The following is a 25,501-nucleotide window of genomic DNA, read 5'->3' as shown; positions in this document are numbered from 1 at the left end:
GTGTGTTATGACTCAGAACATTGATACCAAAAACCTGCTTGAGACAGACCGCCAGAACGTGTTTCACGCCTCTACCCATCTCAAACAATATGCCCATGGCGAAATGGCGGGTCGCATCATTACCGGCGCCAAAGGTATCCGCATTCGAGATTCCGAGGGTGTTGAGCTGATTGATGGCTTTGCCGGGCTCTATTGCGTCAATATCGGCTATGGACGCGAAGAGATGGCAGAAGCCATTTACGAGCAGGCGAAAAAGCTCGCCTACTACCACACTTATGTCGGCCACACCAATGAAGCCCTGATCACCCTGTCTGAACGTATCCTCAAGATGGCAGGGCAAGGCATGAGCAAGGTCTACTACGGCATGTCCGGCAGCGACGCCAATGAAACCCAGCTCAAATTGGTCTGGTACTACAACAATGCACGCGGTTTGCCGGAGAAGAAAAAAATCATTTCCCGTGACCGTGGTTATCACGGTTCAAGTATCGCTTCCGGCTCATTGACCGGACTGCCCCTCTTCCACGCACACTTTGACCTGCCACTTCAGCGTATCAAACACACCATTGCGCCCTACTACTACCGCCGGGAAGATGATGGCATGAACGAGTGCGAGTTCGCCAAACACTGCGCCGATGAGCTGGAAAAAATGATCCTCGCCGAAGGCCCGGAAACAGTGGCAGCCATGATTGCCGAGCCTGTACTTGGCACAGGCGGTATTGTTCCGCCACCGCAGGGTTACTGGCAAGAAATCCGAAAGGTGCTTGATAAATACGACATCCTGCTGATCTCTGACGAAGTGGTATGCGGGTTTGGCCGTCTGGGGGCCGATTTCGGATCCATCATGTATGAGATGAAGCCAGACCTTATCACCGTTGCCAAAGGCCTCACCTCCGCCTATCAACCGTTGTCCGGTGTCATGATCGGCGAGAAAGTATGGAACGTGCTCGAAGATGGCACTGACCAATGGGGGGCGATCGGCCATGGTTATACTTATTCCGGTCACCCACTCGGCGCGGCATCTGCCCTGTGTAACCTTGACATCATTGAACGGGAAGGCCTGACGGCAAACGCCCGTGACACCGGCGCATACTTCCAGCAGCAGATGAAAGCTGCTTTTGCTGATCATCCTCTTGTCGGTGACAGCCGCGGCATTGGTTTACTTCATGCCCTTGAGTTCTCCAGCAACAAGCACAAACGTGAACATTTCGATCCTAACCTGAAAGTCGGCCCGCAAGTTGCGGCAGCGTGTCTGGAGCAGGGATTGATTGCCCGAGCTATGCCCCACGGTGACATCCTCGGCTTTGCACCGCCGTTGGTTGTTAACCGCACAGACATCGATGAGATTGTCACTCGTGCCAGAAAAGCCGTCGATAAAGTCACCAATACCCTGATCAACAGCGGGTGCTGGAAAGCCGCATAACATCCAAAGGCGGGGGCCATGTGTGTCCCTGCCTGCTCACCCAAACAATTCCGCGAAAGCTTTTCTATGGTGGGTGGTCTATCTAAGTGTGAGAGTCAAACGGAATGGCAGTAACAGCCTGCAGGGCTCACTGGTTATAAAAACTGTTGATAGATCAGTCCTATTGCATTCATAGAACAAAGCCATTGTCCTTTTTTGCCAATTGGGATTATTGTCAATGTTAAGAAAACGTAGAGAACACAACATCTTTAAACACGAACTGGAAACACAATAACAAGGTGCAAAGCATGGACAACACAAATGGAAGCGCGGGCAAATGCCCAGTTATGCACGGTGCAATGACATCATCCAGCAGTTCTAATGTCGCCTGGTGGCCAAATGCCCTCAACCTCGACATCCTTCACCAACACGACACCAAATCCAACCCTCTCGGTGCCGATTTCAATTATCGGGAAGCCCTCAAAACATTAGACGTTGACGCACTGAAAAACGACCTCAAAGCATTAATGACTGACAGCCAGGATTGGTGGCCGGCAGACTGGGGTCACTATGGCGGTCTGATGATTCGTATGGCGTGGCACTCCGCAGGCTCTTATCGGATTGGTGATGGTCGCGGTGGTGCGAGCACAGGTAACCAGCGCTTTGCGCCCCTCAACTCCTGGCCAGACAATGCTAACCTTGACAAAGCACGCCGCTTGCTTTGGCCAATCAAACAAAAATATGGCAACAAGATCAGCTGGGCAGATTTGATAATCCTTGCCGGTAACATGGCTTATGAGTCAATGGGTCTTAAAACCTTTGGCTTTGCTTTCGGTCGTGAAGATATCTGGCATCCAGAAAAAGACATTTACTGGGGGTCAGAGCAAGAGTGGCTGGCTCCAAGCGGCGGCGAAAACAGTCGATATGCAAAAGAAGAACGCGATCTGGAAAATCCGCTGGCCGCAGTAATGATGGGTCTGATTTACGTGAACCCAGAAGGGGTTGACGGTAATCCGGATCCGCTGAAAACCGCACAGGATATGCGCGTCACCTTCGCCCGCATGGGTATGGACGATGAAGAAACGGTTGCCCTCACCGCAGGTGGTCACACCGTTGGCAAAGCACACGGTAACGGCAACGTTGAAAATATCGGCCCTGACCCAGAAGGCGCAGATATCTCTGAGCAAGGCCTTGGTTGGCAAAACCACACCACACGTAGCATTGGTCGCGATACCATGACCAGTGGCATCGAGGGCGCATGGACAACCAACCCTATCCAATGGGACAACGGTTTCTTTGACATGCTGCTCAACCACGAATGGCAACTGACCAAGAGCCCTGCGGGTGCATGGCAGTGGGAACCTGTCGACATCAAAGAAGAGAACAAACCTGTCGACGTTGAAGACCCAAGCATCCGTCACAACCCAATGATGACAGATGCCGACATGGCGTTGAAAATGGACCCGGACTACCTGAAAATTTCTCAGAAATTCTATCAGGATCCTGCGTACTTTTCTGAGGTGTTTGCCCGTGCATGGTTCAAACTGACCCACCGCGATATGGGCCCTAAATCCCGTTACTTTGGTCCTGATGTGCCAGCAGAAGACTTGCTCTGGCAAGATCCAATCCCTGCGGGACGCACAGACTACGATGTTGATGCAGTCAAAGCGAAAATCGCAGCAAGTGGCCTGTCTGTCAGCGAACTGGTCGCCACCGCATGGGACAGCGCACGTACATTCCGTGGTTCTGACAAACGTGGCGGCGCAAATGGAGCCCGTATTCGTCTGGCACCACAAAACGCTTGGGAAGGTAACGAGCCGGAGCGACTGGCCAACGTACTGAATGTACTTGAAACCATTGCCGAGGAAAGCGGTGTCAGCGTAGCCGATGTTATCGTGCTGGCCGGTAACCTGGGTGTTGAGCAGGCGGCGAAAGCCGCAGGCGTTGAAATCACCGTCCCCTTCGCACCGGGCCGTGGTGATGCAAGCCAGGAACAGACCGATGCTGAATCATTCGCGGTACTTGAGCCTGTCGCTGATGGTTTCCGTAACTGGCAGAAGAAGCACTATGCGGTTGCACCAGAAGAAATGTTGCTGGACCGTGCCCAACTGCTTGGCCTGACAGCACCGGAAATGACCGTACTTATCGGCGGACTGCGCGTGCTTGGCACCAACTACGGCGGTTCAAAACACGGTGTGTTTACTGACCGCGTTGGCACTCTGAGCAACGATTTCTTCGTTGGCCTTACGGACATGAATCACAGCTGGAAACCAACCGGCCGCAACTCCTACGACATCGTTTCACGCAACAGTGGTGAAGTGAAATGGACAGCGACCCGTGTTGATTTGGTATTCGGTTCTAACTCTATCCTACGGGCATATGCCGAAGTCTACGCTCAGGACGACAACAAAGAGAAATTCGTGAAAGACTTTGTTGCCGCGTGGACCAAGGTAATGAATGCAGACCGCTTTGATATCGCGTAACGCGCTGTCAGTTAAGCATTAATCCGACTTACAATGCCGCTCATCCGAGCGGCATTTTTTATCCAGCCACTTGGATACAACACATTATTTCTTTTTCTTCACCTTACCCTGCACCGCGTTAAAACGGGGATTGGATTTACAAATAACGTAAAGGCGTCCGCGGCGTTTCACCACCTGGCAATCTTTACTGCGCTTCTTGGCGCTTTTCAAAGAACTTAATACCTGCATTGTTATTTCCCTACCTTAAGATTCTTGGCACCAAAACGTTGATTGAAACGTGCGACACGTCCATCCTGCTTGGTCATTTTCTGTTTACCTGTGTAGAAAGGATGGGAGTATGACGAAACATCCAGAGTGACATACGGATACGTTTTTCCATTTAACTCAACAGTGCGTTTCGTTTGCACGGTCGATCCCACAAGAATATATTCGTTCGCACCTGTGTCATGAAATGCCACAGTTCGGTATTCCGGATGAATGCCTGGTTTCATGGTAACGCTCTCCTTCCTATAATCGATATGTTATAACATAACATTTTAATCCTTTCAGTCAAACGCGAATTGTTATCAATAATGGATATTTGGAATATCAGTAAGGAAAAAACCCGAGAAAACAAAAAGCCATGGCAGCAGAACCATGGCTTTTTATCATTTCGCAAGGCGCGTTAAAGTTGTTTGGATTGCGGTAAATTACTTCACGTCACTTATGCTGGTATCTGTTGTGACTTCAGTGCTCGTCTCTTCGGCAGCAGGATCTTCGGCTGTAACGTCTTCAGCAACCACTTCAGCATCTGCCAGCTTCTCACCGCACGCATAGGCATTACCAAACATGGTGACTGAGCTCAGGAAACCAAAAGGCTGGTAAAGATACAGTAAGTCGGCACCTTTTTCAGCGGCTTTGATGCGCATCTGGTTTAGTGTGCCCCACACCATGTCTTTGTCTGCATGCAGCCAGTAATCATAGAAATGACCTTCAGAGCCAATCACTGTTCCTAAATGTTTGCACCCCTGAATCGCATTCACATCGTCCCAGATGACTTTCACTTGCTCTGATTCTTGGGTTGGAAAGGTAACACAACCGGAAAGTAATGCTGCCACAGCAGCCGCCAGCATGATTTTTTTCATAAAAATGAATATACAACGTCATCAATGGCACGAAGTGTATCGTTACCCATTGAAAAATCAAGAAAAATACTGGTTACGCATTGTATCTTTGAGGGAGTTTGACGCCATTACGCTACTTTACGCGCATGATACAGTGCTCAACATTGCCAACCTTAACACTGATGGTTTGAGATAGCTTTTGGTATTCCAGCGCTTCAAGCACATCGTCTGGATACCCTTGGTCGATCATCCAATCCATCGGCTCTCGAAAAGTATCTTCAGAGACAACAAAAGAATCATTCAACAATAGATTGTCACGGATACTCACAATCCATACCCTTTCCTGATACTCAGAAAGATCCTTGAGCGTCTCGGAAAGCGACGCATTAACTTTACCCCAAAATGTACTCATCGTATTTAGCCGTCCTTCGAGTAAATCCTTGAAGATTTGAATGGTTAACGTCTGGAGAATATACGGTACGAACCGGGATTCAAATCCTATTTGAACTGGGGTGAGACGCAACACAAAAATAGTCAGACATTGCGGAGCCAAAAAGGCTCTCTGGGACTAGTAAAGCTCATGATCTTTCAACGGCACTTCCATTGCATTGCTTTCGGTTTTAGACGGTCCGCCGACCATTTCATCGTACGCACTTTCCTGTCGAAGCACTCTTTCTCTCACCTTCAGGTTTCTACAGTATTTTTGGATGTCAATAAGGGAGTGAGTACGAAGGAAATTGCCATCATCGTGGCATACGAAATATTCGTCACCGTCAATAATCACGGAAGCCTGATACAGGCACAAATCCAGTGAATGGATGATCAGCTTATCGATAGCAACGCATTTTTCGAGCTTGGTAAGGGATATTTTCATCGTGATCTCCTTGCTGTCACCAGAAATCTACGGCAACCCCTTCTTTATGGTTCAAAAAAAAAGCCGCTTCGAAAAACGGCTTATGCAGAGAAAGGATGTACGGCTTACATTGCGTTGCGGAAAATTTCACAGATTTCTTCGTGTGTTGCCTGTTTCGGGTTGGTGAAACCACAGGCATCTTTCAAGGCATTTTCTGCCAGAGTGGGAATATCGTCAGCTTTTACCCCCAGCGCTTCAAGGCCCTCGGGAATACCCACATCTTTTGACAATGCCTGAATCGCCTTGATTGCGGCATCTGCGCCCTGTTCAGGTGTTAAACCCTCAACGTCGACACCCATCGCTTTTGCCACATCACGCAAACGGCTTGGACAGACTTGGGCGTTGTAGCGCTGAACGTGTGGCAACAATACGGCATTACATACACCGTGTGGCAGGTCATAGAAGCCACCCAGTTGGTGCGCCATTGCATGCACGTAACCCAGCGATGCGTTATTAAACGCCATACCAGCCATAAACTGTGCATACGCCATTTGTTCACGGGCTTCCAGATTCTGGCCATCATTGACCGCAGTACGGAGGTTTGCCTGAATCAACTCCATTGCTTTGATCGCGACGGCATCGGTGATAGGCGTAGCCGCCGTTGAAACGTATGCTTCCACCGCGTGGGTCAAGGCATCCATACCGGTCGCAGCAGTCAATGACGCCGGTTTTGCCAACATCAATTCGGGATCGTTCACTGAAATCAGCGGTGTGGTGTTTTTATCCACAATGGCCATTTTAATGTGACGCGCTTCGTCGGTGATAATACAGAAACGGGTCATCTCAGACGCCGTGCCGGCGGTGGTGTTAATCGCAATCAGTGGAAGTTGCGCTTTGGCTGATTGGTCCACACCTTCATAATCCGCAATCTCGCCACCGTTGGTTGCCACCAGCGCGATACCTTTTGCACAATCGTGAGGTGAGCCACCACCCAAAGAGATAACAAAGTCACAGCCGTTTTCTTTCAAGATCGCAAGGCCTGCTTCCACGTTACCCATCGTCGGGTTGGGTTGGGTGCCGTCGAACACAGCAGTTTTTACACCACGCTCTGCCAGCAAGGTTGCCACTTTCTCTACAACGCCAATGTCGCTCAATACCTTGTCAGTGACAATTAGGCCATGTTTAAAGCCATGGGACTTAATGGCGTCGGCAGCATCGACAAGGCAGCCTGCGCCCATCAGATTTACAGTAGGGATAAAAAATGCGCTTGTCATGGCGATTCTCCTGGGTGTCTATTTTTCAATGTAGGATACACGGCGATGGTGTAACCCGTTTTTTTCGTGCCCAGTTTTTGTAACACCTTAACCGCGCGCATAACTTTGACCTGGTTCAAATACACAAACCAATACTGATATAAATGCATAAGACTTTGACGCAGATCTTAAGTTATATCTCGCAAAAATTATGAAACAACCAAATATCTTTCCTTATAACTTCGAGTTACCACAAAAGCGTCTACCAGAATGAGACGTTCGGAGCAACACGAAATTTTGTATATTAAACCAGACGAGAAAGGATTGTGGAGGGGAATTAGATATATTCGTCAACGTCTGCTTTGCCACGACGGTCTGCACTAACCCGCCGGTCGTACCCTTGGTATTTGCAGCGATTCCTGCGCCTGTCTCTTCGCGATCGCCTGTCTATCACATAGACACCATCAACCAATGTGGTGTCTGCTACAAACGTCTTCTCTTCCTGTTTTCCTTCATATGGCCGAATCTTCATGATAGGTCGCTCTGCTTCACCAATCTCACCAAAGAAAACTGTCTTCTTCATTTAATTGTTAAACAGACCGTATAAAACTCAACCATGGTTCATAAGCACTTTGTTTTTTCTTAAACAAGAGCGTTGATCTCAAACTTTACACACCACCTGAAAATGCAAGGTTCAGCGAGTTTATATACATGTAATAGCGAAAATAGCGACATGAAGAAACTGTCCACTTCCCCTTTAACGAGACAGCACATCCCAGATCGCAAATAGCCGCCTTAGTTAAGCTATCTATTGGCCATTGAGTGCGACAACCGAGCCACGTTCCACCACAGTGGGTTCCAATTCAACAATCTGGGGGGCGCGGGCGCTGTCGCTAATCCGCTGAACCAATGCATCCACTGCCGCTTTGCCAAGACGGTATTTCGGCTGGTGTACCGTGGTGAGCGAAGGTGTCATGTATTTTGCCAGATGTATGTCATCATACCCCATCACAGAAAGAGCACCTGGAACGGAAATCCCCTGTTCACTGGCAGCATTAATCAGCCCCATGGCCATCATGTCATTCCCGGCAAAAATGGCGGACGGCAACTTGCCACTGCGTTTGAATGCCGCCAGTGCCTGATAGCCACTTTCACATTCAAAATCCCCTTCCACTACCCACTTGGGATTGATATCAAGCGCGGCTTCTTTCATCGCACGCTTAAATCCCTGATACCGCATTTGAGCCTGATGCCTTGCCAATGGCCCGGTGATGCAGCCAATTTCCCGGTGACCCTGCTGGATAAGGTATTTCGTCGCAAGGTAGCCACCGCGCAGAGAGTTATCCTGAATTTTGTCACAGGGCCAGGAAATCGGTCCCCAGTCCATCACTACCACTGGCACGGTGTTGAGCTTTTCGAGAATCTCCGAATACTCCCCTTCCAGCGTGGCGCACATCAAGATGAAGCCATCGACCCGCTTTTGCATCAGGGTATCAATCGAGGCCTTCATGCGCTGGGCATCGCCTTCAGTGTTGCAAAGGATGAGGTTATACCCGGCATGATAGCAGCTTCGCTCTACCCCTTTGACCACTTCGCCGAAAAACGGATTGGTGGAGGTGGTCACTATCATGCCGAGGGTGTTGGTGCGGTTGGTTTTGAAACTGCGCGCCAGAGCGGAAGGCGCAGTGTAATTGAGCGCTTTCGCGGCGCTACTTACGCGCTCTGCAATTTCATCACTGACAAAGCGCGTTTTGTTGATGACATGGCTAACAGTCGAGGTGGAAACACCGGCTAACTTCGCGATGTCTTTCATTGTTGCCATATCATCTCCTTATCAGGCGTGGATTTTCAGGAAGGCATCCACTTCTTCGCGGGTCGGGATCGACGTTTGCGCGCCAAAGCGGGTGACAGAAATTGCCGCCGCGGCGTGAGCAAACTTAATCGCTGATTCTAAAGGCATGGATTCCATTAAACCAGTGACGAATGCGCCGTTGAAAGTATCACCTGCTGCGGTGGTGTCTGTCGCTTCCACGCGGAATCCGGGCACAATGTGTCCCTCGCCATTCTGGCTGACATACACACCTTTTGCACCCAGGGTGATCATCACGGTGTCAATGCCTTTGCCATGCAGCACATCTGCGGCTGCTCGCGCTGACGCATCATCGTCTACTTTCACACCGGTCAGCACTTCTGCTTCGGTTTCGTTTGGCGTGATAATGTCGATACAGGCCAGCAGGCTTTCAGGCAACTCGCGCGCCGGAGCCGGGTTCAGGATCACTCTGGTGCCATGGCGTTTAGCCGTTTGCGCGGCAAGCTCGATGCCGTCCAGCGGGGTTTCCAGTTGCATTAGCAGATAATCGGCCTGACGGATACGTTCAAGCTCCGGCTCAACCGCTTCTGCCGTCAGTTTGGCGTTGGCTTCTGCTGAAATACAAATGCTGTTCTCGCCGCTGTCAGCAACCTGGATCATGGCAATGCCGGTCGGGCAATCTGGCTGCATTTTCACGCCACCGATATTGATGCCATCACACTTGAAACTTTCGCGGATATTGACGCCAAACGGATCGTCGCCGACACAGGCAATGAAGGCGATATCAGCGTTTAAACGCGCCGCAGCGACGGCCTGATTCGCCCCCTTTCCACCGGGGATCACCTGATAATGACGACCATGCAGGGTTTCACCGGGACGGGGAAAAGAAGGCACCTGCAATACATGATCTGCGTTAACGCTCCCTAAAACCACTAACTTATTCATCGCGTTATCCTCAGACAAGCTGCCAGCCAAAACGTTGAACGATGCTGGCACTAAAAACAGTATTGTTGATTGTATGATTATAAAAACTGAGTGATTTGGTTTCTTTATCAAGACGCCAAAGCAATCGGCTTTTGGATTGATATTTTGTTCCCTCCCCCGGTTAAAGAGGGAGGGACAGGAGACTTACTGGGTCACCACTTTCAGCGGCACAGGAATGAATTTCTCGACGGGCTCGCCTTTTAGCATCTTGTCTGCGGTTTCCACGCCAATCGCACCAATCAGCTCAGGCTGCTGCGCAATGGTCGCCGCCATTTTGCCACGTTTTACCGCTGCAATACCGTCATCGGTGCCATCAAAGCCAACAATCATCACGTCTTTGCCTGAAGCCTGAATAGCACGCAGTGCGCCCAGTGCCATTTCGTCGTTCTGCGCAAAAACTGCCTGAACATCCGGGTTGGCTGCCAGCATGTTTTCCATCACGTTCAGGCCCTTAGTGCGATCAAAATCCGCAGGCTGACTGGCCAGCAGTTCCATACCGCCGCCTTTCACCACCTTCATAAAACCTTCACCACGTTCACGCGCCGCTGATGTACCCGCAATCCCTTCCAGCTGAATCACTTTGGCTTTCTCACCCACTTTTTCCATGATGAATTTGCCAGCCATTTCACCGCCTGCCACGTTGTCAGACGCAATGTGGCTCACCACTTCACCACGCAGTGCACCACGGTCAAGGGTCAGCACCGGAATGTCACTGCGGTTCGCAATGCGGATAGCATTGGACACAGCGGCAGAATCCGTTGGGTTGATAAGGATCGCTTTTACGCCACGAATGGTCAGATCTTCCACGTTTGACAGCTCTTTACTTGGGTCATTTTGCGAATCCAGCACAATCAGCTCATAACCCAGCTCTTTGGCTTTGTTTTCCGCGCCTTCTTTCATGGTCACGAAGAACGGGTTGTTCAGTGTCGATACGACAATCGCCATGGTGTCCTGCGCCTGTGCGGCCACAGAAACGGTGGAGGAAAGCAGGGCTGCAGAGATAAGCATGGAAAGTTTTTTCATTGTCTTCATCCTTTTGTTTTTTGGTGCGCCGATGAGGGGGAACACCGGCGCGTTCTACACGGTTATCGTTGGTTTATTGCATTTATCTCTTTGATTTAATAATAAGTTAGTAGGGTTACTTGTTTTTGTTGTCGACCATGACTGCCGCCAGAATCACTGTCGCTTTGGCAATCATCTGGTAGTAGGAGGACACGTCGAGCAGGTTCAGGGCATTGTTCAAAAAGCCAATGATCAGCGCGCCAATCAGGGTGCCCATGATGTGGCCTTTACCGCCCATCAGGCTGGTGCCACCGAGCACCACTGCGGCAATCGCATCCAGCTCGTAGCCCATACCTGCTGTAGGTTGCGCAGACGAAAGACGGGAAGTCACGATAATGCCCGCCAGCGCCGCCAGCAAACCACAAATCGCGTAGGCGCCAATCTTCACTTTATCGACGTCGATACCCGACAGGCGGGTAGCAGATTCATTGCCGCCCACGGCATAGATATAGCGGCCAAAACGGGTGTGGTTCAGCAGATACCAAACCGCTGCGAATACAACCACCATCATCCAGACCGGCACTGGAATGCCGAGCGCGTAACCGGTACCAAACCACGCAAATGCGTCTGCGGTGTCGGTAAAACCGGTAGAGATCGGACGCCCTTCGGTGTACACCATGGTCACGCCGCGCAGCAGCGTCATGGTGACGAGCGTGGCGATAAATGCCTGCACCTTGCCTTTGGCGATGATGATGCCGGAAATCGCACCCAGCGCAGCACCGGCAAACAAGGCAGTTGGCACGGCCACCAGCACAGGGACTTCCATTGCAATCAGTGTCGCTGCAAATGCACCACAAAGGGCAAGCACCGAGCCGACACTCAGGTCGATACCGGCCGTCAGGATCACCAGCGTCATACCGACTGCGATAATCGCGTTGATTGAGGTCTGGCGCAGGATGTTCAGGATGTTGTCGACGGTAAAGAAGTTAGGGTTTAAAAACGACACCACGACAATCAGGAACAGAAGCGCAATCAAGGATTTCTGTTCAATCAACCATTCTTTGCTGAACAGCTTTTTACCTTCAGCTTTTGGTTGGGTTACGGCGTTACTATTCATGCTGCATCCTTCTTAACGTGTTTACCTACAGCGCAGGCCAGTAATGTTTCTTGATCGGCATCTTTGGCATCGAATTCACCGGTTATGCGGCCTTCGTGCATCACCATGATCCGGTCGCTCATTCCCAGCACTTCCGGCATATCGGAAGACACCAGAATGATGCTCATGCCTTCTGCCTTGAATCGGTTAATCAGCTGATAAATCTCTTTCTTCGCCCCAACATCGACACCCCGGGTAGGCTCGTCGAGGATCAGCACACGAGGCTTGGTCATCAGGCCTTTGGCAATCGCCACTTTCTGCTGGTTACCGCCGGAAAGGTTACCGATAAGCTGCTCACGGGTAGGCGTTTTGATGTTGAAAAGATTGATGAAATCGTCAACGGCGATCACTTCGTCGTTGTGGCGGATTTGCATGCCTTTGCTGAGCTTGTCGAGCGAACAAATCGACATGTTTTCTTTCACCGACAAGCCGAGGATCAACCCATCGCCTTTGCGGTCTTCGGAGATATAGGCAATGCCGCAGCCCAACCCTTCACGCGGACTGGTTGGATTAACGGTTTTGCCATTGAGTTTGATGTCGCCGCCCTCGCGCGGAAGCGCACCATAAATCACCTTCATCAGCTCAGTGCGCCCTGCGCCCATAAGACCCGACACGCCAAGGATTTCGCCGCGTTTTAAGGTAAAGCTGACGTCTTTCACGCCCGCGCCAGAGACGTTTGTCACCTCAAGGCAGGTATCGCCATGGGTGACTGCAATGCGTGGATACTGTTCTTCCAGTTTGCGGCCAACCATCATCTCAATCAGGCGGTCTTCGTCGATATCTTTCACCTGACACTCGCCAATAAACTTGCCATCACGCAGCACGGTAATGTCATCGCAGATGGTGAAGATTTCTTTCAGGCGGTGGGAGATGTATACAATGCCGCAGCCTTCGGCACGCAGCTCATTGATCACCTTGAACAGGGATTCGGTTTCGGTGTCTGTCAACGCATCTGTCGGCTCATCCATGATGATGACTTTGGACTCAAACGACAGCGCTTTGGCAATCTCCACCATTTGCTGCTCGCCAAGGCTCAACGCGCCCAGCGGTGTTTTGGAGCTGTGTTTCACGTTCAGGCGCGCCAGCAGTTTATCCGCTTCTGCGTACATTCTGTCCCACTGCACGCGACCGAATGGCCCGGTAAATTCACGGCCAAGGTAGATATTCTCAGCAATCGTCAATTCAGGGATCAGGTTCAGCTCCTGGTGAATAATGCTGATACCCGCCTGTTGTGAATCACGTGGGCCTTTAAACGCCGCCGCTTTACCTTCGTAATGAATCGAACCGCCATCCAGCGTGTAAATGCCAGTCAGCACCTTCATCAGTGTCGATTTACCTGCACCGTTTTCTCCCATCAATGCCATCACCCGGCCGGGATAAACGTTAAGGCTGGCTTTATCCAGCGCTTTTACGCCGGGAAATGCCTTTTCAATCTCACTGAGTTGCAGTATTGCCTGAGTCATAGGAATGCCCTCGTCTCACTCATATCCAACGCGCTTAGAAAACCACGCCAGCCTGGAAAATCACGTTTGCGTACGGTGTGCATTCACCGGTGCGAATCACTGCACGGCTGTCATGGGTGCGCGCTTTGAACGCTTCATGCGACAGGTACTGGATTGAAATGCATTTGCCGCTGCGCGCTTCTTCAGCATGGATTTCCTGAATCAGGGCTTCATGGCATTCAGGGCTGGCTGTTGCGAACTCTTCCGCCAGGATGACGCCTTCAATTTGCGATTCGCTCAGCACCACACGCACCGTTTCCAAAAAGCCTGGAACACCGTGGGTTAACGCCAAATCAAGGCGGGTGACATGCGGGGGAATGGGTAGACCTGCATCGCAGATGGTGTATTCATCGGTATGGCCCAGCGTGGAAACCAGATGCGCGATACCCGAGTTCAGTAAGGCACTTTTTTTCATTCTTTGACCTTCTTACAGCGGCTAATTCCCGATAGCTCTCCCGTGTTTTCTATATATAGATATGGACTGGGGAAAAGCTTCATCGAAACGTTTCGCCGACAATAATCGAAACGTTTCGATACGTCTCTAAAAGAAAATTTCAGGCGTGATGCAGATCTCTGGTCTTGAACATTTTGGGAAAAGAAATTTGAACTGAATCACTGTCTTTCTCTGGTTACTGCGCCGCAAAGTGCCTGACGTCCGTGCTTTTCAGGAAATAACCGCCGGAAACTGATACCTCGGCGCGCAATGCCTAAGCAACCTGACAAAGATGGCTACCCTTGGATACACAACATAAATGCGCCCATATAAAAATTGCCTACGTGTTCTCAATTTGCTTTTTTTATGGATGACAGCTGAGACTTTCTAATCGATAGTATTATCGTTAGCTTGAATTATTGAGTTTCAGGTTGGTGAAATATGAATGTGAATGAATTAAATCATTGGTTTACTCAAGACTACAAAATTGCTTTCTTTTTCCCTGCATAAGCTTTTCCCTTGCGCATCCCTGTGCGTCATTATCAATAAACAGTATGACTTACACGGTTTAATGAATATTAACCTAGTGTTGTCACGTCTGTTATTTTGATAATTAAACGCATAAAAATAATTTCAATCAGATTCATTTCCTGACGGATTAATAGTGCCTAAATTAATTAAATAAAATGGCCAAGTCCTGCCAGAAAAACAAAAGGTATAAAATCATGGAAAATTTTAAACATCTCCCAGAACCTTTCCGTATCCGTGTGATTGAGCCAGTAAAACGCACCACCCGTGCTTACCGTGAACAGGCCATCCTGAAGGCGGGTATGAACCCCTTCCTGCTCGACAGTGAAGATGTGTTTATCGACCTGCTGACTGACAGCGGCACCGGTGCCATCACACAGGATATGCAGGCGGCCATGTTGCGTGGCGACGAAGCGTATAGTGGTAGCCGTAGCTATTACGTCCTATCTGATGCAGTGAAAGATATCTTTGGCTACGAGCTGACCATTCCTACCCACCAAGGCCGCGGCGCAGAGCAGATTTATATCCCGGTGTTGATTAAAAAACGGGAAAAAGAAAAAGGGCTGGATCGCAGCAAAATGGTAGCACTGTCCAACTACTTCTTCGACACCACACAGGGACATACTCAGGTGAACTGTTGTGTGGCGAAAAACGTTTACACCAAAGAGGCGTTCGATACCTCCGTTTCCGCTGATTTTAAAGGAAACTTTGACCTACAAAAACTGGAGGCGGCGATTCTCGAGGCCGGCCCGGAAAACGTGCCTTATATTGTCAGCACCATTACCTGTAACTCTGCGGGTGGCCAGCCGGTGTCAATCGCCAACCTCAAAGCGGTGTACGAGATTGCAAAACGCTATGATATCCCTGTGATCATGGACTCAGCCCGCTTTGCTGAAAACGCTTACTTCGTGCAACAGCGTGAACCGGGTTACCAAGACTGGACCATTGCTGAAATTACCCGAGAAGCCTACAAATACGCCGATGGGCTGGCGATGTCTGCCAAGAAAGATGCCATGGTGCAAATGGGTGGCTTGCTGTGTTTTAAAGACGAATCCTTTATGGACGTTTATCAGGAATGCCGCACCCTTTGTGTGGTGCAGGAAGGCTTCCCGACATACGGAGGCCTCGAAGGTGGCGCGATGGAGCGTCTGGCCGTTGGCCTTTACGACGGTATGCGTCAGGAGTGGCTAGAGTACCGCATTAAACAAGTGCAATATCTGGTCGATGGTCTGGAAGCGATTGGCATTGTCTGCCAGCAAGCTGGGGGGCACGCGGCGTTTGTTGATGCAGGTAAACTGCTGCCACACATTCCGCCCCACCAGTTCCCGGCGCATGCCTTGGCTTGTGAGCTTTATAAGGTAGCGGGCATCCGCTCAGTAGAAATTGGGTCCCTGCTTCTGGGCCGTGACCCGGTTACCGGCAAGCAACACCCCTGCCCAGCTGAATTGCTGCGCCTGACCATTCCGCGCGCTACCTACACGCAATCGCACATGGACTTTATTATTGAAGCGTTTGGGGAAGTGAAGAAAAACGCGCACAAGGTAAAAGGGCTAGACTTCACTTATGAACCTTCTGTCCTTCGTCACTTCACAGCACGTCTCAAAGAAGTCGAGTCCGTGGAAGAAAAAAAGCCTGAAACAACTGAATTAGAAACCGTATAAAACCACTTTAAGAGCGCAATATTTATTGCGCTCTTTTCTATTCCAATAACAAAAAATAAATCCAATAACGTGAAACTTAAGAGAAATAACTATGGAAAAAAGCCCATCGTTAATCGGGGGCTCCTGCATTATCGCCAGCGTCTGTGTTGGTGCGGGAATGTTGGGGTTACCCAGTTCGGGTGCGGGAGCATGGACAATTTGGTCAATACTCGCTATTTCAATAACAATGATTGTGATGACTATTTCAGGCTGGATGCTGCTTGAATCATTCAAACATTACGATCTGAAAGTTTCTTTTAATTCGGTTACCAAAGATCTACTTGGAAACAAAATCAATATTTTTAATAACATTACCGTTTATTTTGTGGGAGGGATTTTACTTTATGCCTACATTACATCATCTGGTCTGATAATTCAGGAAATCACAGGGCTAAGCAGTCAGTTAGCGTCCATTTTATTTGTCGCCGTTTTCTCCCTGTTTGTCTGGCACTCTACCCGCGCGGTTGACCGCATTTCTGTCGTATTGATTAGCTTCATGGTGCTGAGTTTTGTTTTTGGCGTTTCCGGTCTGGCGATTAATGTGGATGTCGCGGTGCTGCTTGATGTGGCAAACCCTGACCGACAATATGCGCCTTACGCCATGGCAATGCTGCCTGTCGCCCTGACCTCGTTCGGTTACCACCACTCTGTCTCTTCCATGCGCGCCTATTATGGCGAGGAAAGAAAAGCCAAGTATGCCATCTTAGGTGGCACCGTTATCGCGCTGACGTTGTATTGCCTGTGGCTAATCAGTATTTTCGGCAACCTTCCCCGCCATGAGTTTGGTCCTGTGATTGAACAGGGCGGCAACGTGGATGCCCTGCTGAAACAGCTTGATGGGGTGATCGCATCGAAAAGTATCTCCAAGGCCATTAATGCGTTCTCCATGGCTGCCATCCTCTCTTCTTTCATCGGGGTTGGCCTTGGAGTATTTGATTTTCTGGCTGATTTCTTCAAGTTCGACGATACCAAAGCCGGACGCACCAAATGCTGGGCAGTCACTTTCCTACCGCCACTGGTGATGTCGTTGCTGTTTCCCTTCGGTTTTATCATCGCGATTGGCTATGCCGGTGCTGCGGCAACCGTCTGGGCCTGTATCATTCCTGCCTTATTGGCGATGAAATCGCGGACGCTGGCTGGTGGTACCCAGGGTTTTATGGCACCTGGCGGCAACGCTATGATTGGTGCGGTGATCCTATTTGGTCTGCTGACAGCCCTGTTCCATTTTCTGTCCATGGCAGGGATACTGCCAGCCTTTGCTGGCTGATCACCTTATTAGTGGGAAAAGGCCGGTTATCCGGCCTTTCATTACTGGCAGCCGTTGCCACTGGTTCTGCACGGAAACAAGACGCATCAACGCGAAATAAACCATTTCCACTAAGGTGCAGGACAATCAGATCCGCGTCATCTTCAAAGACCAACACAGGTTCCAGTATACACGATTCCCTCTGTTGTACTGTTACTTGATATCACCTCTCAAGAACCAAAATACGAGTGGCATATCTGAAGAATACCGTCGAAAAAACGGGCTTTGGCCGCACAAATCTTTGACCTGATCACTAATTCTTACATTTCATACATGGGATGGATCCTTACTAACGTTTTCACTTGCCAAATCATTACGTTATTGGATGTTGTTTTTAAGTAATAAGTCGCATAATTGATTAGAGCTCAAATCAATTATCACTTTGCAAGTGACGAGAATTGAGAAAAACTGATGCAAACTTGTTATAATTTATGTCGTTGCATGCCTGTTTTTCAGCCAGTTAAACCTAAACCGGACAGGTGACGTAATGCAGCATTAAAAAAATAAATAATTAGACGAGTACACATTTATCGTCACTATTCAAATGAGAGGGAACTTCCATGAAAAAACTTCTGATCACGTCGAGCCTATTGCTGTCGGCATTGCCAATGGCGGGCGTTGCAGCTGAATGCGGCAAAGTGACCATTGCTGATATGAACTGGAACTCCGCAAGCCTCATCGCCAATGTCGATCGCATTATCCTTGCCGAAGGTTATGGCTGTGATGCAGAGCTAGTACCGGGCGACACCATGCCGACCGGGACATCAATGATTGAAAAAGGTGAACCAGACATTGCACCTGAATTCTGGAGTAATACCTTGAAAGCAGCACTGGACCGCGGCGTTGAAGACGGCCGTCTTCGTTATGCCGGTGCTGTTTTATCTGACGGGGGTGAAGAAGGTTTTTGGGTACCGAAATACTTGGTTGAAAAGAATCCAAGTCTGGCCACGATTGAAGGCATTGTCGCTAACCGTAAACTGTTTGAGCACCCGGAAGATCCATCCAAATCGGCATTTTTTGGCTGTCCGGCTGGCTGGAACTGCCAAATTTCATCAGGCAACCTGTTCAATGCCCTGAAACTGGAAAACAAAGGGTTTGAGCTTATCGACCCAGGTTCAGGTGCAGGCTTGTCGGGCTCAATCGCCAAAGCCTATGAGCGCGGTGAAGGTTGGTTTGGTTATTACTGGGCACCAACAGCAGTATTGGGTAAATACGAAATGGTAAAAGTGGATTTCGGATCGGGTATCGACAAAGAACACTTTGAAACCTGTACCACCAACCCAGACTGTCTTGAGCCTAAAGTGACCATGTATCCACCTTCTGCGGTCGATACTGTCATCACTGAAAGCTTCGCGCAAAACGCGCCAAAAGCCGTCAGCTATCTCTCTAACCGCTCTTTCACCAATGCACAGTTGAACCGTCTTCTGGCATGGATGGAAAATAATCAGGCCGACGGTGAAATCGCGGCCATGTACTTTCTGGAAAACCATGAAGACATCTGGGGCGGATGGGTAACCCCTGACGTGGCGAAGAAAATCAAATCGGCGCTGTAGTTGCCTGACTCAGTTTGCGGGCGGGCGCTTTCAGCTCGCTGTTTTTTCGACAACACGAAAAGTATTTGCGACGTCTCTTTTTAAAACACAAAGAACGTTGCCAACCATCTACCTGTGATAGGTATATGGTTTTTAATTCTAAAGATGCAGAGGACGCTGTACTGTTATGGCAGACAATTCTTGGCTGACAGAATTTCCGGAGATGTCCCGCTCCGACCTTCTGGCTATTCGCAAAACGCTCGATGGTGCTTACCGCGAGTTTTCACGAAACTACGGAGAAACCATCGAATCCTTCTTCGACCCATTGCTCCAGTTTCTTATCTGGTTTGAAAAACTTCTCCTCGGTACCCCTTGGTGGCTGATGATCGCGATTCTCGCGGGCGTTTCCTACATGGCGAGCCGTTCATGGAAACTCGGTGTTGCCGTCGTGGTGTCGTTCCTCGCCATCGGATACTTCGGCATGTGGGAAGACACCATGCGCACCATGAGCATTATCTTGGTCTGTACCATGCTCGCCATTTTCCTCGGCATTCCTATTGGCATTGCCATGGCGCGTTCAAACCGGGTCCAGTCAGCCGTGACACCGCTGCTCGACGTGATGCAGACCATGCCTGCATTTGTTTACCTGATCCCGGTCGTGATGCTACTTGGTATTGGCAAAATTCCGGGGGTGATTGCCGTGGTGATTTATGCCATTCCACCAGTTATCCGCCTGACAAATCTCGGTATCCGTCTGGTTGATAAAGAAGTGCTGGAAGCCGCCACCGCTTACGGCGCAAGCCCGACGCAACGCCTTTTCGGTGTTCAGTTGCCACTGGCGATGCCAACCATCATGGCCGGTATTAACCAAACCATTATGATGGCTCTGGCGATGGTGGTCATTGCTTCTATGATCGGCGTGAAAGGGCTTGGGCAACCCGTCTTAAAGTCGATCACCAACCAATACTTTACCTTAGGTCTCATCAATGGCCTTGCGATTGTTGCACTGGCTATCATCTTTGACCGTGTATCCCAAAGTTATGCAAAACGTTCACAGCAGCACCTGAGCGGAGGCCACAATGAGTAACACTAAAAACAGCATGCCGCTGATCCAGATTAAAGGCCTTTATAAAATCTTCGGGAATACACCACAAAAGGTGTTGCCGGAGGTTAAAGCAGGCAAATCCAAGGATGATATTCTGGCCACGACTGGCCATACCATAGGTCTGCAAGATATTAACCTCGACATTGCACGTGGTGAAATCTTTGTGATCATGGGGCTTTCCGGATCAGGAAAATCAACCATGATCCGTCACTTCAACCGCCTGATTGAGCCGACTGAAGGCCAAATCATCGTGGAAGGCGAAGATGTCATGAAGCTTGACGAGAAAGGCTTACAGGATTTCCGCCGCCACAAGATGTCGATGGTATTCCAACGTTTTGGCCTGATGCCTCACCGTACTGTGCTTCAAAACGTCGCTTATGGCCTGCAAGTACAGGGCGTGAACAAATCAGAGCGGGAAAAGAAGGCAGCAGACTGGCTTGAAACCGTGGGTCTCGGTGGCTACGAGCAACAATATCCCTCACAACTTTCCGGCGGTCAGCAACAGCGCGTCGGCCTCGCCCGCGCCTTATGTACCGATGCCGAAATCCTGCTGATGGACGAGGCTTTCTCAGCGCTCGACCCTTTGATCCGCAGTGAAATGCAAGATCAGTTGATTGGCTTGCAGGAAAAACTGCACAAGACCATTATCTTTATCACCCATGATCTTGATGAAGCGCTGCGTCTGGGCGATCGCATCGCCATTCTTCGTGACGGTAAGCTGGTGCAACAGGGCCGTCCGGTCGATATCCTGCTGCATCCGGCCGATGACTACGTTGAAGCGTTTGTTAAAGACGTTAACCGCGCACGCGCCCTGACAGTCGATACCGTGATGAAACCGCAGAGCCTACGCATCAGTTCTGAAACGATCGGCGAAGCACTGGCAGAAATGCGTAAAGCGAAGGCCGAACATGGTTACTACGTTAACGATGATGGCTACCAAGGTGCGCTTAGCATGGAAAAACTCGAATCCCTGGACGCAGCCCGCCATGGCGATGCCATTGATGACAAAGTGCTTGAAATCGTGCCAGGTATCCAGTCTGATGCACTGATCGAGCACGTGATCCCAGATACACTTGAAAACGAGCTACCGCTTCCCGTTCTAGGTGAAGATGGCGAATTGCAGGGTGAGCTTTCCCGCCAGCATCTGGTTGACATACTCAGTGATCAAACATCATCAGACAATACCGGAGAAGGGACGACAGCAGGAAAGTCTGATGATGTGAAAGCATCCGCGTAACCTTATTCAAAGCGCTTCTTGCTGAAGCGCTTTTTCTTTGTTCTCACCTCGAAAAATACGCACCTCTGCCATCCCCTCATGACAGACTTCGCTATACTGTCCGTACCTTTATAACAATTCCTGAGACGGTGCCGTGTTCGCGACCAACAGCAAAAGCTCCTATGCCCACAGTGCGTTAGGCCTGAAGCTGGCGACGATAAACCTGTTCAATTTTATCGAGCCGCCCGGGGCATATTATGAGTTCTGCAATATCTACAGCGAAGATCAATGGCGTCAAAAGCGTGCCTGGCTGAACCGTTATATTGGTAGCTACCAGCCTGACATTATTGCCTTTCAGGAAGTGTTCAGTGCATCAGCGCTAAAAGCCTTACTTGAACCGTTAGGTTATCGATTTTTTGCAGTCGTTGATGAACCCGAACCACTGGAGGAATACATCTATAAAAGTCCGGTTGTTTGTCTGGCGTCCCGTTACCCCATTCTCAGTGCCCTTCCCTTGCAGGCAGATCCCGCTGTTTCTGCCAAGTTGGGCATCCATGAGCATTTCCAGTTCAGTCGACTACCGCTATTTGCTACGCTGGAGCTACCCTCTCTGGGACAAACCGACATGTATGTGGTACACCTTAAATCCAAGCGCCCTGTCATGGATGAAGTAACCGAAGACAGCGAACCCAAGAAATTGGCAGATTCCATGCAGGAAGAAATCTTTGGCTCATGGGCATCAGCGATTCAAAGGGGGTCAGAAGCATGCCACCTGATGAGCAGTGTTATTAAGCGCCGTTCCCATACCAACAATCCTGCCATAGTGATGGGGGACTTTAATGACGACCTCCGTTCAGAGGTCTTACGCGCCTTTCACATCTCCGGACTACGTTCCATCACAGATGATATGGCAGATATGCCGTTATCCCACTACCAGCTTCACGACAGTTGGGATCTATATACGAAGAACATGGGGGAAACCGCATTGGAACGCCCTGCAACCCACTATTTTCACGCAAAAGGAGCCGTGCTTGATTACATCCTGCTTTCCAGTGAATTTAACAGTGCTGATCCTGTCAGCCTTGCGGAAGTGGGCGATTTCCATTGCGAAGATACGCACCTGGTTAACCCCAAGTACGATCATGACACTTACAGCAGCGATCACGCTATTGTCAGCGTCACTATTTCACTTCGCCAGTAACCCTTATCAACGTCATCATTCTCGCAAAAATCAGTATCTTGATTAAGCTTAATGGGGTGCCTCATTATTGATATTCCGCCATTAAGTAACCCAGTATGATTCATAGGCTCAGTCAACATTTGCTGATCATTGCCGGACTCTCAATGCTAATTTTGTCTTCGCTTCACGCCCATCCGACTAGAACTATCTCACATTAACGGCTGTCAGTAACGTCCTGATAGTCACCTTCAATGGTCTGCCCGTGATGTTTTTTCTTAGAACCCCAAGAGGGCTCTCTGGTTTCACCGTATGCCTGTTCAAATTGTGCTGCCTGCTGTGCTTGCACTTTGCGTAATTTCTTCATGAGAAAAGGTTTTGCAATCAACGCCCCCACCGAGAGAATCAGGCCGAAAAAAGCGGCAAACACCAGGGTAAAGAAGCCGAGAATAAGCGTAACCACACCAGTCAGGATTTGTTTCATAGTCATTCCCCGTGGATTAAAAAAACGTGTTGGCTTCTACATTAAAATACGATGGGGGTTATCCCACCAAATATCAAGTAGGATTTACATTGATTTACGCCAATCCCGCCCGGTGGCTATAGATGGTTGTTTATGAGACAAGTTAACCCACCTCCAGGTCTCCAGATTGCCACCACTTGTCTATATTTATGAAAACAATTGTACATTGGGTCGACAATGAAAAAACCGGACATACCTGCCAACGAACGCCAGCGTCTCCAGTCTTTGGAACATATCAACATTCTGGACACCGTTAATGAGGAGCGTTTTGACAGACTGACCCGTCTGACAAAGCAGATGTTCGCAACAAAAATTGCCGCTATCAGTTTTATCGACACCAATCGCCAATGGGTAAAATCCGCCATTGGCCCTTTAGACAAGGAAATCCCCAGAGACATCACGTTCTGCGCCCATACGATTTTAGCGCACACTCCCCTTGTGGTGCAGGATACTCACGCCGACTCGCGTTTTTCCGATAATCCAATGGTCAACGGAAAGCCCGGTATCCGCTTTTATGCCGGCTACCCAATCCGCCACCGCAACGGTGCCCTGATTGGCACATTGAGCCTTGCTGATGACGAACCGAGAAGCTTTGATGTCGACGAGATAAATTGTATGAAAGACATCGCTGCGTTGGTGGAAAACGAACTGGTATCCATGCAGAGTTGTACTATGCAGGATCCGCTCACGGGGTTGTTGAATGAAGATGGTTTCGAAGTACTCAGCCAAAACAGCCTGAATATGTGTGAGCGGCTCAACCTGCCTGCCTCACTGGCATTTTTCGACCTAAGTGGAATAACACGAATAAACCCGCTTCCTAAAAGAGAAAGGGACAACGCAATGGTCTTTTTTGCTGAATTGCTGAAGTTTGGTTTCAGAGGATCGGATGTACTGGCAAGGTTGGAGCACGGCAAGTTTGCGGTGTTAATGACAAACACACCGATCTCCAACACCCAGGACATTCTTAACCGATTTAAGAAACGTGTTGAACGCGATGCAAAGGAAAAAAGCCTCCTCTACACACTCAACTATTCTGTCGGGGTCTCCTGGGTGGAGCCGGAAGGTGAATATGATATCTCCCACCTAGTGGAAATAGCCAGAAACCTGGCACGTAAAGCTAAAGTGTAACAAGCTCAGCAATCAATGCATCACGTTGGAAAACAGGTTAATAATGGCGACGCCACCGACAATCATTGTCATTCCTACAATGGCAGCCAAATCCAACTGTTGACCATAAATCAACCAAGCCACCATCGACACCAACAATATACCTGCTGCACTCCAGATAGCGTAAGCAATACCCAACGGCATGGTTTTTACCGTAATAGATAGCAGATAAAAAGAGATCGCATAGCATAACAAAACAGATACCGTCGATACTGGCTGAGTGAATGACTGGGTTTTCGGCATCATAGACGTCGCCACAATTTCAAAGAGAATCGCGGCCGACAACGTGACCAAAGGCGGTAAGGTGGTGATCAATTTCAACATACGGCTAGAATATCCTCAGGGTCAGGTTTAGGTGATATCACTACACAAGCTGCAATTTCAAATGGTTTGAATATGTTGGCATCCTGCCCCAGAAATAACGAAGCCCCGCCAAAGCAGGGCTCGTCATCCGAAATGGCGATTATACGCGATTTGCTGCGTATTCGCTAAGTTCATCAACAGATACAGCAGTGATGAATTCGTTGTTCAGATAAAAGTTAACCATGTCGCCTTCTTTTTCGCCACGCAGAACCTGGGTTGTACCGTCTGCATAAGCCACTGACATTTCCAGCGATTTGTCGTTCACTTGCTTGATGTCAGCAGAAGAAATCTTCACTGGTGCGGTTGTCAGATCTTTATCCAGCTTCTGGTTGATCTGAATAACAGCGCTCATTGGGGTATCTGCCACCGCTGGAGATTTACCAGAAATTGGGTTGGTGCCAGTCCAAAACTCGATGGAGTTGAAAATGAACAGGTCAGCCATCGCTGCAATACCGTAAACAGGGCTCATCAGTACGTACAGCCCCGCACGTGCATAACGGTTATCTACTGCAGAAAGGTTCAGTTTCATTACCAGGCCAGACGTTGCCATTTGACCGATACAACCTGTCAGCGACACTGACAGCACTGCTGCTGCAACAGCTTTAATTGCAAATTTTTTCATCGTTTTACACACTGTGAGTTGAAAAAGTTGGCGAAGTATACAGCGTATTTTCAGAAAAAAAAGAGAGGTAGATTTGCACGAAAACAGGCTTAATAACACCTCATTCACACCCTCTTGTAAAGGCAATGCCAAGCCAGTTAAACAGACGTTAAAGCACCCTGACATTCACCCGATCTACGGCTATCACAAATACCAACCATTCACGCTATAAATAACAACAAGAATATTGCGCCACCCGTTCGTTTGCTTGCTTTTTAATCAACAGGTTGGTATGCCACCATGCC

26 protein-coding genes are annotated in these 25,501 nt (G+C 49.3%); 10 read left to right on the top strand and 16 right to left on the bottom strand.

Going from position 1 to position 25,501, the window contains the following annotated elements; all coding sequences use genetic code 11:
* Nucleotides 1–7 precede the first annotated feature (7 nt).
* Both VHA_RS04950 and katG read left to right on the top strand, forming a co-directional pair.
* Nucleotides 8–1,420, top strand: coding sequence for an aspartate aminotransferase family protein (locus VHA_RS04950; RefSeq protein WP_005502418.1), 1,413 nt, complete (start codon nt 8–10; stop codon nt 1,418–1,420).
* A 287-nt stretch (nt 1,421–1,707) separates the two neighbouring features.
* The gene (gene katG, locus VHA_RS04945) at nt 1,708–3,882 is read left to right on the top strand and encodes a catalase/peroxidase HPI (RefSeq protein ID WP_040528254.1); all 2,175 of its coding nucleotides are present in this window, start codon (nt 1,708–1,710) and stop codon (nt 3,880–3,882) included.
* A gap of 84 nt (nt 3,883–3,966) precedes the next feature.
* Here katG and ykgO read toward each other — a convergent pair whose 3' ends face one another.
* From ykgO to rbsD, 13 genes are all read right to left on the bottom strand, one after another.
* A complete protein-coding gene (gene ykgO, locus VHA_RS04940) occupies nt 3,967–4,110 on the bottom strand; it encodes a type B 50S ribosomal protein L36 (protein ID WP_040528252.1) in 144 nt (47 codons plus the stop codon).
* A 2-nt stretch (nt 4,111–4,112) separates the two neighbouring features.
* Complete coding sequence (locus tag VHA_RS04935; RefSeq protein WP_005502414.1) at nt 4,113–4,373, bottom strand: type B 50S ribosomal protein L31; 261 nt, start codon at nt 4,371–4,373, stop codon at nt 4,113–4,115.
* Between the two features lie 198 nt (nt 4,374–4,571).
* Nucleotides 4,572–5,006, bottom strand: coding sequence for a DUF4156 domain-containing protein (locus VHA_RS04930; RefSeq protein WP_005502412.1), 435 nt, complete (start codon nt 5,004–5,006; stop codon nt 4,572–4,574).
* 112 nt (nt 5,007–5,118) lie between these two features.
* A complete protein-coding gene (locus tag VHA_RS04925) occupies nt 5,119–5,397 on the bottom strand; it encodes a hypothetical protein (protein ID WP_005502410.1) in 279 nt (92 codons plus the stop codon).
* A 156-nt stretch (nt 5,398–5,553) separates the two neighbouring features.
* Nucleotides 5,554–5,859 (bottom strand): DUF6482 family protein, encoded by a 306-nt coding sequence (locus tag VHA_RS04920; protein ID WP_005502409.1) that lies wholly within the window; start codon nt 5,857–5,859, stop codon nt 5,554–5,556.
* Between the two features lie 104 nt (nt 5,860–5,963).
* Nucleotides 5,964–7,112, bottom strand: coding sequence for an L-threonine dehydrogenase (gene yiaY, locus VHA_RS04915; protein ID WP_005502408.1), 1,149 nt, complete (start codon nt 7,110–7,112; stop codon nt 5,964–5,966).
* Nucleotides 7,113–7,428: 316 nt separating this feature from the next.
* Nucleotides 7,429–7,674, bottom strand: a complete 246-nt coding sequence (locus tag VHA_RS04910) for a hypothetical protein (protein WP_226926489.1) — start codon at nt 7,672–7,674, stop codon at nt 7,429–7,431.
* A 225-nt stretch (nt 7,675–7,899) separates the two neighbouring features.
* Nucleotides 7,900–8,913 carry a substrate-binding domain-containing protein gene (locus VHA_RS04905; protein ID WP_005502404.1) on the bottom strand — a complete coding sequence of 338 codons (1,014 nt, stop codon included), beginning with the start codon at nt 8,911–8,913 and terminating at the stop codon, nt 7,900–7,902.
* Nucleotides 8,914–8,925: 12 nt separating this feature from the next.
* On the bottom strand, nt 8,926–9,846 hold the full coding sequence (rbsK, locus tag VHA_RS04900) for a ribokinase (protein WP_005502403.1): 921 nt from the start codon (nt 9,844–9,846) through the stop codon (nt 8,926–8,928).
* Nucleotides 9,847–10,029: 183 nt separating this feature from the next.
* Nucleotides 10,030–10,908: a ribose ABC transporter substrate-binding protein RbsB gene (rbsB, locus tag VHA_RS04895; protein WP_005502401.1), complete on the bottom strand. Its 879-nt coding sequence runs from the start codon at nt 10,906–10,908 to the stop codon at nt 10,030–10,032.
* Nucleotides 10,909–11,023: 115 nt separating this feature from the next.
* Nucleotides 11,024–12,004, bottom strand: a complete 981-nt coding sequence (gene rbsC, locus VHA_RS04890) for a ribose ABC transporter permease (RefSeq protein WP_005502400.1) — start codon at nt 12,002–12,004, stop codon at nt 11,024–11,026.
* On the bottom strand, nt 12,001–13,506 hold the full coding sequence (gene rbsA / locus VHA_RS04885) for a ribose ABC transporter ATP-binding protein RbsA (protein WP_040528250.1): 1,506 nt from the start codon (nt 13,504–13,506) through the stop codon (nt 12,001–12,003). Before rbsA ends, rbsC begins: the two co-directional genes overlap by 4 nt.
* 34 nt (nt 13,507–13,540) lie before the next feature.
* The gene (gene rbsD / locus VHA_RS04880; protein WP_005502398.1) at nt 13,541–13,960 is read right to left on the bottom strand and encodes a D-ribose pyranase; all 420 of its coding nucleotides are present in this window, start codon (nt 13,958–13,960) and stop codon (nt 13,541–13,543) included.
* A gap of 459 nt (nt 13,961–14,419) precedes the next feature.
* Between rbsD and tnaC the strand changes: the two genes are divergently transcribed.
* The 7 genes from tnaC to VHA_RS04850 all read left to right on the top strand — a co-directional run bounded on the left by tnaC (nt 14,420) and on the right by VHA_RS04850 (nt 22,566).
* Entirely contained in the window at nt 14,420–14,488 is a 69-nt protein-coding gene (gene tnaC, locus VHA_RS19235) for a tryptophanase leader peptide (protein ID WP_081455996.1), read from the top strand.
* A 215-nt stretch (nt 14,489–14,703) separates the two neighbouring features.
* Entirely contained in the window at nt 14,704–16,167 is a 1,464-nt protein-coding gene (gene tnaA, locus VHA_RS04875; protein ID WP_005502395.1) for a tryptophanase, read from the top strand.
* Between the two features lie 91 nt (nt 16,168–16,258).
* Nucleotides 16,259–17,473 (top strand): aromatic amino acid transporter, encoded by a 1,215-nt coding sequence (locus tag VHA_RS04870; protein ID WP_040528248.1) that lies wholly within the window; start codon nt 16,259–16,261, stop codon nt 17,471–17,473.
* A 599-nt stretch (nt 17,474–18,072) separates the two neighbouring features.
* Nucleotides 18,073–19,065 carry an ABC transporter substrate-binding protein gene (locus tag VHA_RS04865; RefSeq protein WP_005502389.1) on the top strand — a complete coding sequence of 331 codons (993 nt, stop codon included), beginning with the start codon at nt 18,073–18,075 and terminating at the stop codon, nt 19,063–19,065.
* Nucleotides 19,066–19,231: 166 nt separating this feature from the next.
* Nucleotides 19,232–20,131: an ABC transporter permease gene (locus tag VHA_RS04860; protein ID WP_005502387.1), complete on the top strand. Its 900-nt coding sequence runs from the start codon at nt 19,232–19,234 to the stop codon at nt 20,129–20,131.
* On the top strand, nt 20,124–21,386 hold the full coding sequence (locus tag VHA_RS04855; RefSeq protein WP_005502385.1) for a quaternary amine ABC transporter ATP-binding protein: 1,263 nt from the start codon (nt 20,124–20,126) through the stop codon (nt 21,384–21,386). Before VHA_RS04860 ends, VHA_RS04855 begins: the two co-directional genes overlap by 8 nt.
* Before the next feature lie 133 nt (nt 21,387–21,519).
* Entirely contained in the window at nt 21,520–22,566 is a 1,047-nt protein-coding gene (locus tag VHA_RS04850; protein ID WP_005502376.1) for an endonuclease/exonuclease/phosphatase family protein, read from the top strand.
* Nucleotides 22,567–22,759: 193 nt separating this feature from the next.
* Here the strand turns inward: VHA_RS04850 and VHA_RS04845 are convergent, their stop codons facing one another.
* Nucleotides 22,760–23,026, bottom strand: a complete 267-nt coding sequence (locus VHA_RS04845; RefSeq protein ID WP_005502374.1) for a hypothetical protein — start codon at nt 23,024–23,026, stop codon at nt 22,760–22,762.
* Nucleotides 23,027–23,242: 216 nt separating this feature from the next.
* Here VHA_RS04845 and VHA_RS04840 point away from each other — a divergent pair, with 216 nt between their 5' ends.
* The gene (locus VHA_RS04840) at nt 23,243–24,193 is read left to right on the top strand and encodes a GAF domain-containing protein (RefSeq protein ID WP_005502372.1); all 951 of its coding nucleotides are present in this window, start codon (nt 23,243–23,245) and stop codon (nt 24,191–24,193) included.
* A gap of 12 nt (nt 24,194–24,205) precedes the next feature.
* On the opposite strand, the gene VHA_RS04835 is transcribed toward VHA_RS04840, so the two are convergent.
* Complete coding sequence (locus tag VHA_RS04835; RefSeq protein ID WP_005502370.1) at nt 24,206–24,556, bottom strand: DMT family transporter; 351 nt, start codon at nt 24,554–24,556, stop codon at nt 24,206–24,208.
* A 139-nt stretch (nt 24,557–24,695) separates the two neighbouring features.
* Entirely contained in the window at nt 24,696–25,217 is a 522-nt protein-coding gene (locus VHA_RS04830) for a DUF3332 domain-containing protein (protein WP_005502368.1), read from the bottom strand.
* Nucleotides 25,218–25,501: the final 284 nt, after the last annotated feature.

Source organism: Grimontia hollisae CIP 101886, from assembly GCF_000176515.1.
Taxonomy (GTDB): domain Bacteria; phylum Pseudomonadota; class Gammaproteobacteria; order Enterobacterales; family Vibrionaceae; genus Enterovibrio; species Enterovibrio hollisae.
The sequence above is the reverse complement of the archived record's forward strand: the minus strand, read 5'-3'. Positions and strand labels throughout refer to the sequence as shown.